This is a genomic window from Rhizobium sp. WSM1328 (assembly GCF_057653715.1).
Window position 1 is genome coordinate 35,187 of the sequence record NZ_CM172788.1, and the last position, 14,889, is coordinate 50,075.

The window sequence follows — 14,889 nt, forward strand, 5'->3', positions numbered from 1 at the left end:
CAGGGCTTTGCGCCCATGTTGCTAACGCCGCGGCTTATGCACGGGCAACCGGTCGCAATCAAGGGGTTCAGGCAGCCGTGTGCTGGATCAAATCGAAAGTGTTGCCGTAGGGATCCGCAAAAACCGCCACCGTGCCGTAAACCTCGTGACGCGGCTCTTCCAGAAAGCGAACGCCGACTGCCCGCATCGCGGCATGGTCGCGGGCGAAATCGTCGGTCTTCAGAAAGAAGCCGACACGTCCGCCGGTCTGATTGCCGATGGCCGCGCGCTGCGTCTCGTCTGCCGCCTGCGCCAGCAGAAAGGCGGCTCCATCCCCACCCCTCGGCTTCACCACCACCCAGCGCTTGCCCTTCGGCTGCAGCTCGTCCTGAAGGCAATCGAAACCGAGGCCATCGCAATAAAAAGCCTTGGCGCGGTCGTAATCGTCGACCACGAGAGTGACGAGGAAAAGAGACTGGATCGTCATGGGTTGCCTCGCGTTTGAGATGTTTATTCCAGTTGTGAGCGGCAATTCCCCGGATTTTAAGCCGAATTGATCAACTGTCTTACTCATAATTGAGTATAAAATTTCACAAAAAAGCTTTTTTTGAACCGAAAATCCTGCGCCTGGTGCCGGCGCCGATGGGGCTGCCGCGGTCGCCGATCGGAGAGACCATGCAGAACGCAATTTTGCTCGCCATAGCAGGCCTTTTCGCCTTTCAATCAGCAACGGGTGCCGTCGGTCAAGATATGAAAAGGCATGCCGTTCATCTTGCAAAACATCAGGCACGTCTCGCCTACACGGTCCAGACCGTCAGCGTTCGTGCCGGCTGCTTTCCAGGGCGCCTGCGAGCGGTCCTGTCGCATATTGCTGCAAAGACCGGCCGACGCCCGGTGATAACCTCGGGCCACAGGCCGCATCCCCGCCGCCATGGCTCCCTGCACGGAAAATGTCTGGCGGCCGATTTCAGGATGCCCGGCCTGTCGGAGCGCACGATCATTGCTGCTGCAAGAAGCGCGCCGGGCATCGGCGGCATCGGCAGCTATTGCAACGGCATCATTCATGTCGACGTCGGACCGCAGCGACGATGGGTGGATTGCTGAGGAATCATGCGCTCCACCTTTTCCCATTCTGGTTTAAGGATTGCCGATTCAGTGGCGGCGAAAGGACGTGCCGCGACCGCCTCTATTGGCCGCTCCGCGGCGTCACCGCCACCCGCAAGAGGCGCATGAATAGTTTTGTATCGTCATCGAGGCTGGAACCATTCCATTGCGCGTGTTTGATCCCATCCATTGCAGCCATCATGATATTGGCCAGTTGAAGAGGCGAGGCCTGCAGTGGTCCGAGATCGATTTCCTTGGTTTCCGCAGCTGCATTCAGCGTCTGTGTCAGCATAGTCGATAGCCGTGTCCGCGCGTCGAGCGTGATATCCGCAGCCAAGGCCATATTGGCGGCAAACAGTTCTTCTGCATCGGAACTGCCGCCAAAAGGGGCGATTAACTCCCGCTGAAACACTGCTATGGCCATTTCCATGCGGTCAAGCGCGTTCCCCTGTCCTGCCAGGGCCGCTCCCACCTCATCCAATGCGAGAGTATGCGCTCGCATGGAGCCGGCTCGGAAAAGCTCTTCCTTGCTGTTGAAGCTCAGATAGAGCGATGCTCGCGAAATTCCTGCGGCGCGCGCAATGTCGGCCATGGAAGTCTTGCGAAAGCCGAAGCGCACGAACACAGGCAGGGCAGCATCCAGGATTTGAGCGATTTTTCGATCATTCTGCGTCATTTGGACAGACTGGCATTTCGTGACCATTCTGTCAAAAGACGAGTAGACAAATAATGTATATCTGTCTAAATCGATGAAGGCGCATTGGCGCGCGGTCAGGAGATAACCATGAGTATCACGTCAGATAATTCTAATGGCGCCACCGTACTGGTGACCGGCATTGGCGGATTTCTCGCAGGCCACATTGCCTTGCAGTTGCTCAAGCAGGGGTATCGGGTCAGAGGAAGCCTGCGCAGCATCGGTACAAGCGCTGCGACGGTCGGTCAGCTTGGAGCGCACACCGACGGGCAACTGCAAAATCTCGGTTTGGTGCAGGCCGATCTTGACAGCGATAGCGGTTGGGCTGCGGCTGTCGAAGGATGCGACTATGTCATTCACACCGCATCGCCGTTCCCTCCGGGATATCCCGAAAATGAGAATGCACTGATCCAGACAGCCCGCGATGGTGCGTTGCGCGTGCTTCGCGAGGCGCATCGGGCACGGGTCAAACGTGTTGTTCTGACATCCTCCATAGCTGCCACCAACCATGGCGACGGGCGGGCGCCCTTTACCGAAGAGAATTGGACCGACCCGGAAAGCCCGCGGGCGACGCCCTATTACAAATCTAAGACGCTCGATCTGGCCGTGATCAATCCAAGCGTCATCCTCGGGCCGTTGCTCGGGCCGAATTTCGGGACGTCTGTTGGATTGATCCACCATTTGATGACGGGACGATTCAACGGTATCCCGCGCTTTGGCTTCTCCGTCGTGGATGTGCGTGATACCGCCGATGCCCACATTCGAGCGATGACCGATCCTGCTGCCGGCGGCCAACGGTTCATCATCGGTGGACGGTTTTTCTGGCTCAAGGACCTTGTGGCCATTCTTGCCCATTCCTTTCCCGACCATGCCTCCCGCCTGCCGTCCGGCGAAGTCTCTGACGAGATCGTCAGGGTCATGGCGCAATCCGACCCCGATGCACGAACCATTGTTCATGAGCTCAATCGCGACCTCAGTGTCAGTGCGGCAAAAGCCCACCGCGTCCTCGGGTGGCGCTCACGTCCAGAAGAGCAATGCATCCGCGCCAGCGCCCAAAGCCTCATCGACTTGGGATTGGTGCCGGCCTAGCACGATGCGTAGATTCAAATAGCTTTTGCTTTCAATTGGAGAACGGACATGACAATCCCGACCGTCGACGCATTCTCGCCGGCCAATGAGGCCAACCTTCTTCGCGAGACGGAGCACGCGAGGCTGCGTGCCCTGATCAACGCCGATATTGTTCGGGCACAACAGCTTCACGCTCCGGACTTCCAGTTGATAACGCCGATCGGTGCCACGCTTTCCAAGGAAGAATATCTAGGTGCGATCGCCTCCGGGCAGATCAACTACTTGATCTGGGAGCCCGCTGACATTGCCGTGCGGCTTTATGACGGAGTCGCTGTTCTTCGGTATCGTGCTCAGCTGGAGGTTGTCTTCGGCGGCCACAAAGTCGCCCTCAACGACTACTGGCACACTGACACTTATGAGCGGCATGACGGACGATGGATGGTGGTCTGGTCCCAAGCCACAGCCATCAACTAGCCAGAGTCACGGTAGTTACGACTGGCCTCAACCGTCCTTTGCCGGCGCCGGCTTGCGGTTCAGATTGCGTCGGATCATGCCGAGATTTGCCCCGCCAACCAGGAAGGCGGCGGCGAAATAGATCAGCATGGCGATCGCAATCAGCAGCCCAAGGGTGCCGATCTTGGTGAGAAGCGGCGCGCCGGAAGCAAGCGATGGCGCCCAATATTGCTTGAGGAAGACGATGGCCGCGCCCATCACGGCCGCGGCGACGATCAGCAGGGCCGTGCGCTTTGCCAGCGCCCATTCCCATGTCAGGTGGCCGCGGCGCAAAAGTGTGGCGAACAGCAGCACGGTGCTGATCCAGCCGGCGGTGGCTTCGGCAACCGCGATGCCGGGCGCGCCCATATAGGGAAAGAGGGTGAGCGCCGTGGCGCAGTTGGTCGCAACCGCGATGGCCGAAAAACGCATCGGCGTCTTGGTGTCCTCGCGGGCATAGAAACCGGGCTGCAGCGCCTTGATCAGCACGAAGGCCGGCAGGCCGATGCCGTAAATCGCCAGGATCGAGCCGACGACCGCGGTGTTTTCCTGATGGAAGGCGCCGCGCTCGTAGAGCACGCGGATGATCTCGTCGGAGAGGATCCAGAGCGCGAAGGCGGCAGGGATCGTCAGGAACAGCACGAATTCGATCGAGCGGTTCTGCAGGTTCCCGGCCTCGCGCAGGTTGCCGCCCTTCAGCGCCCGGGCCAGTTCCGGCAGAAGCACCACGCCGACGGCGACGCCGACGACCCCGAGGGGCAGCTGATAGATACGGTCGGCATATTGCAGTGCTGCGATCGCGCCGTCGCGGGACGACGCAATCGCCTGGCCGATCAGCTGATTGATCTGGGTGATGCCGCCGGTCACCGCAGCCGGCACCGCCAGGATCAGCAGCCGCTTGACATTGGGCGTCATCTTCGGGAAGCGGAAGCCGATGCTCATACCGGCCGCAAGTACGCCGACATAGACGACGGCAAGCTGCAGCACGCCGGCGGCAAGAACGCCCCAGGAGAGATACCAGGCGGTCGCCAGCGGATCGGCGCCGGTATAGAGCGCATAAAACAGCGCCCCGATCATCACCACGTTGAGGAAGACGGGCGCGATGGCGGCGGCGAAGAAATGATGCAGCGAATTCAGCATGCCGCTCATCATTGCCGTTAGCGACATGCACATCAGATAGGGAAACATCACCGCCGCCATGCGGATCGTGATCGAGAATTTTTCGGGATCGTCGGCAAAGCCCGGCGCGATGACGAAGCGCACCAAGAGCGGCATGGCAAGCTCCATCACGATGGTGATGAGGAGCAGCACCGAAAATAGCACGCCGAAGACCTCTTCCGAAAAGCGCTTGGCGCCATCCGTGCCGTTCGCCTCGATCTCCTTGGCAAAGAGCGGCACGAAGGCGGCGTTAAAGGCGCCCTCGGCAAACAGCCGGCGGAAGAGATTCGGAAAGCGGAAGGCGGCGTAGAAGACGTCGGCCATCGGTCCGGTGCCGAGGGCCGCAGCCATCAACGTTTCACGGGCGAAGCCGAAAATGCGGCTGCCGAGGGTGGCGCCGCCGACGGTCGCGAATTTCTTGACGAGGCTCATGCGTTGGGGCTCATGCGTGGGGGCTCATGCGTTCAGGCTCATATGGGGGAACCGGCCTTCTTTTCGGCGGCGGGCGGGGTCCGGGCGGTGGCGGCGGGTGCGATGATGCCGGAGGGCATGCGCTCGCGCAGCTCGTCTTCTTCCTCGGCCATGACGGCCTTCATCCGGGCGGTGATGTTGGCGCGCTTGCTGTCGCCGGATATTTTCTGGCCGACCAGATCGGTGACGTAGAAGGTGTCGATCACTTTCTCGCCGAAGGTGGTGATGCGGGCCGACTGGATGTCGAGCGACAGGTCGGACAGCACGGCGGTGATCTCCGACAGCAGTCCCGGCCGGTCGAGGCATTCGACCTCGATGACCGTGAACTTGTTCGACAGGCTGTTGGTGATGTTGACCGACGGCGGGATGACGAAAGCCTTGCTCTTCTTGCGATTGCGCGCGCGCGTGGCGATGACCTCGGGCAGCCGCTTGCGCCCGGACAGCACGTCTTCGATCATCCGGCCGATCGTCGCGGCCCGGCGCAGTTCGTCGGCATCGTCGGTAAATTCGCGGCTGACATGGATCGTGTCGAGCGCCCGCCCGTCCGATGTCGTGAAGATCTGCGCATCGACGATGTTGGCCCCGGCCGCAGCACAAGCGCCGGCAATGACGGCGAGCAGTCGCGGATGGTCGGGCGACAGTACGGTGATCTCGGTGATCGCGTGGAAACTGTCGGTGCGCACCGTGGTGGCGAGCGCCTGACCCGCTTTATCAGACTGGCGGATGAAATGGGCGTGACGGATCTGGTCTTCCAGCGGCACGGAGAGCAAATAGGGCTGGTAGTGCAGCTTGGTATAGGTATTGCGATCCTTCTGGCTCCAGTCGGCGAGTGCCGAATGCAGCGCCTCGGCAGCAGCATTGGCGCGTTCCTTGCGGGAGACCTCCGAAAAGCCGCCGGCGAGCAGCAGCTCGGTTTCATAATAGAGCGTGCGCAGAAGCTGGCCTTTCCAGCCGTTCCACACACCGGGACCGACGGCGCGGATATCGCAGATCGTCAGGATCAACAGCATCTTCAGCCGGTCGAGCGACTGCACGCGGTCGGCGAAATCGGTGATGGTCTTGCGGTCGGTGAGGTCGCGGGTCTGCGCCACCATCGACATGGTCAGATGTTCTTCGATCAGCCAGACGACGATTTCCGTCTGCTTCTGCGACAGGCCGAAGCGGGCGCAGAGCTTGCGGGCGACGCGGGCGCCGGCAATCGAATGATCCTCCTGGCGGCCCTTGGCGATGTCGTGGAGGAGAACGGCGACATAGAGCGCCTCGCGGTCCTCGATGCCGGGCATCAGCTTGTTGGCGAGCGGATGCAGATCCTCGGCGCGCCCCTTGTCGATCTCGGAGAGAATGTCGACGGTGCGGATCAGATGTTCGTCGACCGTATAGTGATGATACATGTTGAACTGCATCATCGCGACGATCTTGCCGAATTCGGGGATGAAGCGGCCGAGCACGCCGGCCTCGTTCATCCGGCGCAGGATGAGCGCCGGATCACGCTTCGACGTCAGGATCGACATGAACAGCCGGTTGGCCTCGTCGTTTTCCCGCAGGCTGGTGTCGATCAGGGCGAGTGAGCGGGTAACGCGTTTCAGCGCGTCCGGATGGAATTCCAGCCCATTGATGTCGGCGACGTGGAAGAGCCGGATGATGTTGACCGGATCGCGCTTGAAGACCTCGGGGTCGGCGAGCGCAATGCGGCCGCGGTCTTCGACGAATTCGACGCTGCCGGCGATCTTGCGGTTGCGATGGGTGAAGCGGCTGATGACGCCGGTGAGGCCCGGGATCGACTTCGCCTGCTGGTCTTCAAGCGCGGCGCAAAGGATGCGCGTGAGATCGCCGACATCCTTGGCGACGAGGAAATAGTGTTTCATGAAGCGCTCGACGGCCGAAAGGCCCGGGCGGGTGTGATAGCCGAAGGCTTCGGCGATCTCGCGTTGGATATCGAACGACAGACGTTCCTCGGCCTTGCCGGTCAGGAAATGCATATGGCAGCGCACCGCCCAGAGAAAGTCGTCGGCTTTCTCAAGCAGGCGGTACTCGTGCTTGGACAGCACGCCGAGCTTGATCAGTTCCGCCTGGTCGCGCACGTGATAATAATATTTCGAGATCCAGAACAGCGTGTGCAGGTCGCGGAGCCCGCCTTTGCCTTCCTTGACGTTCGGCTCGACGAGATAACGCGTGTCGCCCGCCTTGCGGTGGCGCTCGTCGCGCTCGGCAAGCTTGGCGGCGATGAATTCCGGCCCGGTGCCGGTGACGATCTCCTTGTCGAAGCGGGACTCGAGCTCGGTTTCCAGCCGCTGCAGGCCGCAGATGTAGCGCATCTCCAGGATGGCGGTGCGGATCGTCATGTCGGACTTGGAAAGCGCAATGCATTCCTCCACCGTGCGGGTGGCGTGACCGACCTTGAAGCCCATGTCCCAGAGCACGTAGAGCATGAATTCGACCGCTTTGTGCGTCTCTTCCGCCGGCCTCGGCAGAAAGAGAAACAGCAGGTCGATATCGGAGCCCGGCGCCAGCGTGTCGCGGCCGTAGCCGCCGACGGCGGTGACCGCGAACTTGTCCTTCTGCTGCGGAAAGATATGGGCGGTGGCGAAATTGTAGAGGACGGTGGTGATCTGGTCCTGCAGCCAGGAAATCCGGTAGGCGCAATTGAGCCCGCCGCCGTCGGCCATCAGTGCCTCGCGCGCCTTCTGCCGGCCTTCGGTGCTCGCCTTCTTCAGCACCGCCAGAAGATCGGCGCGCAGGACGTCGGGCCGGTTGCGGTTGGCCTCGGCAACGGCGTCACACTGCTTCTGCAAGAGCTCGACGTCGAGGATATTGGAGAAATCGAGGTCGCGCATCGCTATCGCCGGGGCGGTTTCCTGTTCATGCCGGACTGCCGGTTCACGGCCTGCCGCTTGTTTCGTCTGCATGCGCTATAGCCCCTTTGCCCGGCGATTGACACGGGCCTTCATACTGCAAGAACGTTTAAATTTGGCGAAATGGTGTTGGTTCGCCGCAAGAGGCGACGGCGCTTTGACGCAAGGGCGCGGGCTTTCCCGGAATCCTCAGGCTTTCCCGGAATCGTCAGCCGGCGGCCCGCGCATTCAGCAAATGCAGCACCTGCCGTGTCTCGCGCATGATCTCCTCGAGCGCCTGCCTGTCGCATTCGCGATAGCCGGCCTTGGCAATCGAGGTGCCGAGCTCCGAGATCACAGCGCAGCAGCGGGTGATTTTCAGCATGCCGATCGGCGACGTCCAGCCGCGGGCGTTGCGGTCCTTATCGGCGCGCCGCATCGTATCGAGCATGGAGCAGATGAGCGAGAGGCGCTCGGTTTCGCGAACCAGTTTTTCCATGAACATGGCGCGCTACTCCTATTTCAACTTCTTCTTGAGGTCGTAAAGCGCATCCATTGCCTCGCGCGGTGTCATGTCGTCAAGGCTCATCGCCTTCAGTGCCTCCTCGACCTTGGAGGTCCCGCGGGCGGTTTCCTCGCGGCGCACCGCCACCTGGAAGAGCGGCAGGTCGTCGATCAACTGGCTCGCCGGGTTCTTGCGATCGGCATCTTCCAGCCGGGTGAGCACGTCGCGGGCGCGCGCCACGACCGAGGCCGGAAGCCCGGCAAGGCGCGCGACCTGGATGCCGTAGGAGCGGTCCGCCGCACCCGGCCCGACCTCGTGCAGGAAGATGACGTCGCCGTCCCATTCTTTGACGCGCATCGTCGCGTTCGACAGCCGGCCAAGCTTTTCCGAAAGCACGGTCAGTTCGTGGAAATGCGTGGCGAAGAGGCCGCGGCAGCGATTGGCCTCATGCAGGTGCTCGACGGCGGCCCAGGCGATCGAAAGACCGTCGAACGTGGCGGTGCCGCGGCCGATCTCGTCGAGGATGACGAGGGAACGGTCGCTCGCCTGGTTGAGGATCGCCGCCGTTTCGACCATCTCGACCATGAAGGTCGAGCGCCCACGCGCCAGATCGTCGGAGGCGCCGACGCGCGAGAAAAGCCGGTCGACGATGCCGATATGGGCCGATGTCGCCGGCACGAAGGAGCCCATCTGCGCCAGGATTGATATCAGCGCGTTCTGGCGCAGGAAGGTCGACTTGCCGCCCATGTTCGGGCCGGTCAGCAGCCAGATCGCCCCGTCCCGGTCGCCGGTCCTCGGCGACAGATCGCAATGATTGGCGACGAAGGGGCCGCCCGCTTGCCGCCGCAGCGCCTGCTCGACGACCGGATGGCGCCCGCCCTCGATGGCAAACATCTTCGAGCCGTCGACCTGCGGGCGGCAATAGGCCTGCTCCTCGGCGAGAAGCGCCAAGCCTGCGGCGACGTCGATGACGGCAAGCGCCCGGGCGCCCGACTTGATCGCCTCGGCTTCCGCAACGACGGCCGCCGTCATCCTGTCGAAGGCTTCGAGTTCGATCGTCAGCGCCTGGTCGGCGGCATTGGCGATGCGGCTTTCGAGATCGGCAAGTTCGGTCGTGGTGAAGCGCATGGCGTTCGCCATCGTCTGGCGGTGGATGAAGCGGGCCTTCGCCTCCGCCGTCTCCGTCATCGGCGAGGCATTGCCGGCGGTGACTTCGATGAAATAACCGAGGACGTTGTTGTGCTTGATCTTCAGCGACCGGATGCCGGTCTCCTCGGCATATTGCAATTGCAGGCCGGCGATGACGCGACGGGACTGGTCGCGCAGTGCCCGGACCTCGTCGAGCTCGGCGCTGGCGCCGTCGCGAAGGAAGCCGCCATCGCGTTTCAACAGCGGCAATTCGTCGGCGAGCGTTTCGGCAAGCAGCTTTTCCACTGCCGCGGGAAGGGCCTGCAGCCCGGATAGCGCCTGGCCGAGTTCTTCGGGCAGCATCGCCTTGCCGAGCATCGCCGCAATTCCGCCCGCCGCTTCGAGGCCCTGGCGGATCGCCCAGAGATCGCGCGGGCCGCCGCGGTCGAGCGCCAGGCGCGACAGAGCGCGCGGCATGTCGGGAACATGTTTCAGCGTGTCGCGCAGATTGCCGCAAAGCAGGGGTTCGTCGATCAGGAAACCGATCGAATCGAGCCGCGCATTGATGCGGGCCGGGTCGGTCAGCGGCGACATCAGCCGTTCGGCAAGAAGCCTGGCGCCGCCGCCGGTGACGGTGCGGTCGATTGCCTTCAACAGCGAACCGTTGCGATCGCCGGAAAGCGTGCGGGCAAGCTCCAGATTGGCGCGGGTGGCGGGATCGATGAACAGCGTCGAGGCTGCACTTTCCCGTTCCGGTTTTCCAAGCGGCGGCCGCTCGGCAATCTGCGTCTTCTCGACATAGGCGACGGCGGCCGCGGCCGCTGCCAGCTCGGCGCGTGAGAAGGTGCCGAAGCCGTCGAGCGTCGCGACGCCGAAATACCGCGCGATCCGGCCTTCGGCGCTGGCGCTGTCGAAGAGCACGGAAGGCTGCGGCACGGCTGTCCGGCCGAGCACGTCGAAGACCGGTTTGAGTTCGGGATCGTGGAAGATCGTGTCGGGAAGGATGAGCTCACGCGGATCGATGCGCAGGATATCGGCAAGCAGGCGCGAGGCTTCGGTCTCGGCAAGCCGGAAGACGCCGGTGGAAATATCGATCCAGGCAAGCGCCAGCAAGGCCTCGCCGCTGGCGCGAATGCGGGTCAGCGCCATCAGATAGTTGGATTCCGAGGGCGAAAGCAGCTTTTCCTCGGTGATCGTGCCTGGAGTGACGAGGCGGACGACGTCACGCTTGACGACGGATTTCGCGCCGCGTTTTTTTGCTTCGGCCGGATCTTCGATCTGCTCGCAGACGGCGACGCGGAAGCCGAGCGAAATCAGCTTCTGCAGATAATCGTCGGCCGCATGCACCGGAACCCCGCACATCGGGATATCCTGGCCCATGTGCTGGCCGCGCTTCGTCAGCGTGATACCGAGCGCGCGTGAAGCTTCCAGCGCATCCTCGAAGAACAGCTCGTAGAAATCGCCCATGCGATAGAACAGCAGCGAACCCGGATTGTTCGCCTTGATCTCGATAAATTGCTCCATCATCGGCGTCGCCGAGGCACGGCTTTCCGCCGTGGCGAGCTCGGCAGCCGAAAAGGCTTCATTCCCTGTGTCTATTCGAGCGTTCACGGAGGTGGAGTTTTTCCCAAAAAAACAGGTGCCAACCCTATCCGCGCGCCGCTATAGATGACAACAGCATTTGAGGAAGAGCAAAGCGTCGCCCACAGGACGTTGGAGGATTTATGCCCGATATCGATAAGAAGGACCGGCCGGTGACCTCGGTTACCGACCAGGAGGCGCTCGATTTTCACGCAATGGGCCGGCCCGGCAAGCTGGAGATCAACCCGACCAAGCCGATGGCGACGCAGCGTGACCTCTCGCTTGCCTATTCGCCGGGCGTTGCCGTGCCCGTGAAGGCGATCGCCGCCGATCCGCAGACCGCCTATGATTACACGGCGCGCGGCAATATGGTCGCCGTCATTTCCAACGGCACGGCAATCCTCGGCCTCGGCAATCTCGGCGCGCTGGCGTCCAAGCCCGTCATGGAGGGCAAGGCGGTGCTGTTCAAGCGCTTCGCCGATGTCGATTCCATCGACCTCGAGATCGATACCGAAAATGTCGACGAGTTCATCAACTGCGTGCGCTTCCTCGGTCCTTCCTTCGGCGGCATCAACCTCGAGGATATCAAGGCACCGGATTGTTTCGTCATCGAAAGCCGGCTGCGCGAGCTGATGGACATTCCGGTGTTCCATGACGACCAGCATGGAACGGCGATCATCGCCGCCGCCGGCCTGATCAACGCGCTGGAGCTGACCGGCCGCGACCTGAAGACGACGAAGCTCGTCTGCAACGGCGCGGGTGCTGCGGCGATCGCCTGCGTCGAACTCATCAAGGCGATGGGTTTTGCGCCCGAGAACGTCATCCTCTGCGATACCAAGGGTGTCATCTACCAGGGCCGCACCGAGGGCATGAACCAATGGAAATCGGCGCATGCGGCAAAGACCGACACGCGCACGCTGGAAGAGGCGATGAAAGGCGCGGACGTCGTTTTCGGCTTGTCGCAGCAGGGCGCGTTTTCGGCCAAGATGATCCGCTCGATGGCGGAGCGGCCGATCATCTTCGCCATGGCCAATCCCGATCCCGAGATCACGCCGGAAGAGGTGGCTCGCATCCGCGACGACGCCATCATGGCGACGGGCCGTTCGGACTATCCGAACCAGGTCAACAACGTCCTCGGCTTTCCCTATATCTTCCGCGGCGCTCTCGACGTCCGTGCCTCGACCATCAACGATGCGATGAAGATCGCCGCCGTCAATGCGCTGGCAAACCTTGCCCGCGAGGACGTGCCCGATGACGTGGTTGCCGCCTATCAGGGCAACCGGCCGCGTTTCGGCTCGCAATACATCATCCCCGTTCCCTTCGATCCGCGCCTGATCTCGGCGATCCCGGTCGCGGTGGCGCAAGCCGCGATCGAAAGCGGCGTCGCCCGCAAGGTCATCACCGACATGGCCGGTTATGCCCGCGAGCTTTCGGCGCGCCGCGATCCGATCGCCTCGACGCTCGCCAGCCTCTATGAGCGCGTCCGCCGCCGTCCGAAGCGCATCGTCTTTGCCGAGGCCGAGGAAGAACAGGTCCTGCGTGCGGCGATGTCCTACGCCAACCAGCAGCTCGGCACCGCCATCCTGCTCGGCCGCGAGGACCTGATCCGGGCTACGGCCGAACGCGCCGGCATCGATCTCAACCGGCCGGGCCTCGAAATCGTCAATGCCCGGCTTTCGACCCGGGTCGAGGCCTATATCGACTATCTCTATGCCCGGCTGCAGCGGCACGGTTATCTCCACCGCGACGCCCAGCGGCTGATCCATAACGACCGCAACCACTTCGCCGCCACCATGGTGGCGCTCGGCGATGCCGACGGCATGGTGACGGGCATTACCCGAAACTATTCGACGGCGCTCGAAGATGTGCGCCGCTGCATCGACGAGAAGCCGGGCCACCGCGTCATCGGCGTGTCGCTGGCGCTCTGCCGCGGCCGCACGGTCTTCGTTGCCGATACGGCGGTGCACGACATGCCGACGGCCGAAGAGCTTGCCGATATCGCCGAAGAGGCCGCGGGTCTGGCGCGGCGCATGGGTTATCCGCCGCGTGTCGCCTTGCTGGCTTATTCCACCTTCGGCCATCCCTCGGGCGAACGCTCCGAGCGGGTGCGCGAGGCGGTGAAGATCCTCGACAAGCGCCGCGTCGATTTCGAATATGACGGCGAGATGGCGGCCGATGTCGCCCTGAACCGCAAGGTGATGGAGCAATATCCCTTTTGCCGCCTCTCCGGCCCGGCCAACGTCCTCGTCATGCCGGCCTTCCACTCGGCCTCGATCTCGACCAAGATGCTGCAGGAGCTCGGCGGCTCCACGGTGATCGGCCCGATCCTCGTCGGCCTCGACAAGCCGGTGCAAATCACCTCGATGGGCGCCAAGGACAGCGACATCGTCAACATGGCGGCGATCGCCGCCTACGGGGCGGGTTCGTAAACTCCTCCGGCCCACATTATGAGACGGCATTCCGTGCCCGGCCGACTGCCCGTCGGCCGGGCATAAGTTTTCGTGCGCCGTCGCGATGAAGGCTGCTCTTCCGATAAGTCATACTTTTGATACAATAGGCCTATAGGGCGGCATAAATTTGCCCGCAGGGACATTGAAAAAACTGCGGGCAATCGATGCGGTTTCGCAGCTCAGTTGTTTAATATCAGCCGGTTGGTTCCCCATGCCAGAAAATGCATCCGCCAATTTCACCCCCCGATTTCAGGGGGCAACTTTCGACGATATGGTCGGGGCTCTGACCAAGGGGTTTGGTTCGTTCGACGCATGGCGCGATGGTCGAGACAAACCGCTCGACTGGAAGGTCGGGTTTTGGGGTGATGAAAGCTTGTCGCTGGTCAGCAACCAGGATTCCGGCGGCTGGGGTGCAAGAACGGCCCATGGAACGCCGGAAACTCTGGCAATCATCGTTCCACGCACTGGTGCTCTCGATGTAACGCTTGGTCGGTCTGTGATCGAAGGGACACCTGGGCGGCTGCTGTTGGCGAACAATCTTGAGCCGGAACGGATTTCCGTGCGGGCAGCGCCGCACCGGTCAGACACACTGAGTCTGAGCTGGACAATCATCGCTCAGACCGTTGCCTCCGTATTGGAGACCCCCCTGATCGGGGCAATGGACTTGGCACCGGTCATTGATCTTTCCACGGCGGCGGGCCGGTTGATCGGCAGTCTCGCCCAAACGATCATCATCGGCATGCGCAACAACGGGCCGCTCCTTGCCTCGCCAATCGCCATGTTGAACCTGACCCAGGCGTTTGCCGATCTGCTGGTGCGCTCGGTTCCTCATCGGCTCTCGCATCTTCTCGACAGGAAAATCCATCTGATCGCACCCCGGCATGTCCGTCGGGCAATTGAATTCATGCATGCAAACATCGCAGAGCCGTTGACGATGCAGAGTGTCGCGGAGGCGGCAGGCATTTCCATTCGCGCTCTTGAAAGCGGTTTTCGTGCCTTCAAGGGAACCACACCGGCTGCCTACCTCAGGACGATCCGCTTGCAAGCGGTCCGGGAGGATCTGCGCGATCCTTCAAACCGGCAGCCGTTGCGGGACATCTGCTTGAAGTGGGGATTCTTTCACTTTGGCCGCTTTGCGGCAACCTATCGGGCGGCGTATGGAGAGAACCCGTCGGACACCAGAAGGCGATCCGATCACTAGAGCCTTTCCGGGTTAGATTGAAGCATTCTGTTGGCTCAAACGGAGTCGGATGGTCGACCGGCCGGCGCGCGTCGTAGCCAAGCTCTACGGCCAAGCCGGCCGGTCGATCAGCCGGCCCGTTTCAGCCAACCCGAAGGGCCGGGCATCTTTCCGCCAGGATCAGAGGCGATCGGCTCGGACGTACCAAGACGTATGCCCTTCGCCAATCGCCTCTGCCCTGACGAAAA

The 14,889-nt window shown here is 62.2% G+C and carries 11 protein-coding genes; 5 read left to right on the top strand and 6 right to left on the bottom strand.

Going from position 1 to position 14,889, the window contains the following annotated elements; all coding sequences use genetic code 11:
• Window positions 1–67: 67 nt before the first annotated feature.
• Entirely contained in the window at window positions 68–466 is a 399-nt protein-coding gene (locus AC2444_RS00195) for a VOC family protein (RefSeq protein ID WP_012755784.1), read from the bottom strand.
• A gap of 188 nt (window positions 467–654) precedes the next feature.
• On the opposite strand from AC2444_RS00195, the gene AC2444_RS00200 reads away from it, so the two are divergent.
• Complete coding sequence (locus tag AC2444_RS00200) at window positions 655–1,083, top strand: YcbK family protein (protein WP_012755785.1); 429 nt, start codon at window positions 655–657, stop codon at window positions 1,081–1,083.
• Between the two features lie 82 nt (window positions 1,084–1,165).
• Here AC2444_RS00200 and AC2444_RS00205 read toward each other — a convergent pair whose 3' ends face one another.
• The gene (locus AC2444_RS00205) at window positions 1,166–1,759 is read right to left on the bottom strand and encodes a TetR/AcrR family transcriptional regulator (RefSeq protein WP_003544891.1); all 594 of its coding nucleotides are present in this window, start codon (window positions 1,757–1,759) and stop codon (window positions 1,166–1,168) included.
• An 84-nt stretch (window positions 1,760–1,843) separates the two neighbouring features.
• Between AC2444_RS00205 and AC2444_RS00210 the strand changes: the two genes are divergently transcribed.
• Window positions 1,844–2,866: an NAD-dependent epimerase/dehydratase family protein gene (locus AC2444_RS00210; protein WP_244432237.1), complete on the top strand. Its 1,023-nt coding sequence runs from the start codon at window positions 1,844–1,846 to the stop codon at window positions 2,864–2,866.
• 48 nt (window positions 2,867–2,914) lie between these two features.
• Window positions 2,915–3,319 (top strand): nuclear transport factor 2 family protein, encoded by a 405-nt coding sequence (locus AC2444_RS00215; RefSeq protein WP_012755788.1) that lies wholly within the window; start codon window positions 2,915–2,917, stop codon window positions 3,317–3,319.
• 27 nt (window positions 3,320–3,346) lie between these two features.
• Here AC2444_RS00215 and murJ read toward each other — a convergent pair whose 3' ends face one another.
• The 4 genes from murJ to mutS form a co-directional block, all read right to left on the bottom strand.
• Window positions 3,347–4,927, bottom strand: coding sequence for a murein biosynthesis integral membrane protein MurJ (murJ, locus tag AC2444_RS00220; RefSeq protein WP_003544894.1), 1,581 nt, complete (start codon window positions 4,925–4,927; stop codon window positions 3,347–3,349).
• A gap of 38 nt (window positions 4,928–4,965) precedes the next feature.
• Entirely contained in the window at window positions 4,966–7,872 is a 2,907-nt protein-coding gene (locus tag AC2444_RS00225) for a [protein-PII] uridylyltransferase (RefSeq protein WP_012755789.1), read from the bottom strand.
• A 154-nt stretch (window positions 7,873–8,026) separates the two neighbouring features.
• Window positions 8,027–8,302, bottom strand: a complete 276-nt coding sequence (locus tag AC2444_RS00230; protein WP_003544896.1) for a hypothetical protein — start codon at window positions 8,300–8,302, stop codon at window positions 8,027–8,029.
• A 12-nt stretch (window positions 8,303–8,314) separates the two neighbouring features.
• Entirely contained in the window at window positions 8,315–11,041 is a 2,727-nt protein-coding gene (gene mutS / locus AC2444_RS00235; protein WP_012755790.1) for a DNA mismatch repair protein MutS, read from the bottom strand.
• A 113-nt stretch (window positions 11,042–11,154) separates the two neighbouring features.
• Between mutS and AC2444_RS00240 the strand changes: the two genes are divergently transcribed.
• Together AC2444_RS00240 and AC2444_RS00245 are read left to right on the top strand one after the other, a co-directional pair.
• Entirely contained in the window at window positions 11,155–13,440 is a 2,286-nt protein-coding gene (locus AC2444_RS00240) for an NADP-dependent malic enzyme (RefSeq protein WP_012755791.1), read from the top strand.
• A gap of 232 nt (window positions 13,441–13,672) precedes the next feature.
• Complete coding sequence (locus tag AC2444_RS00245) at window positions 13,673–14,662, top strand: helix-turn-helix transcriptional regulator (RefSeq protein WP_012755792.1); 990 nt, start codon at window positions 13,673–13,675, stop codon at window positions 14,660–14,662.
• Window positions 14,663–14,889 lie beyond the last annotated feature (227 nt).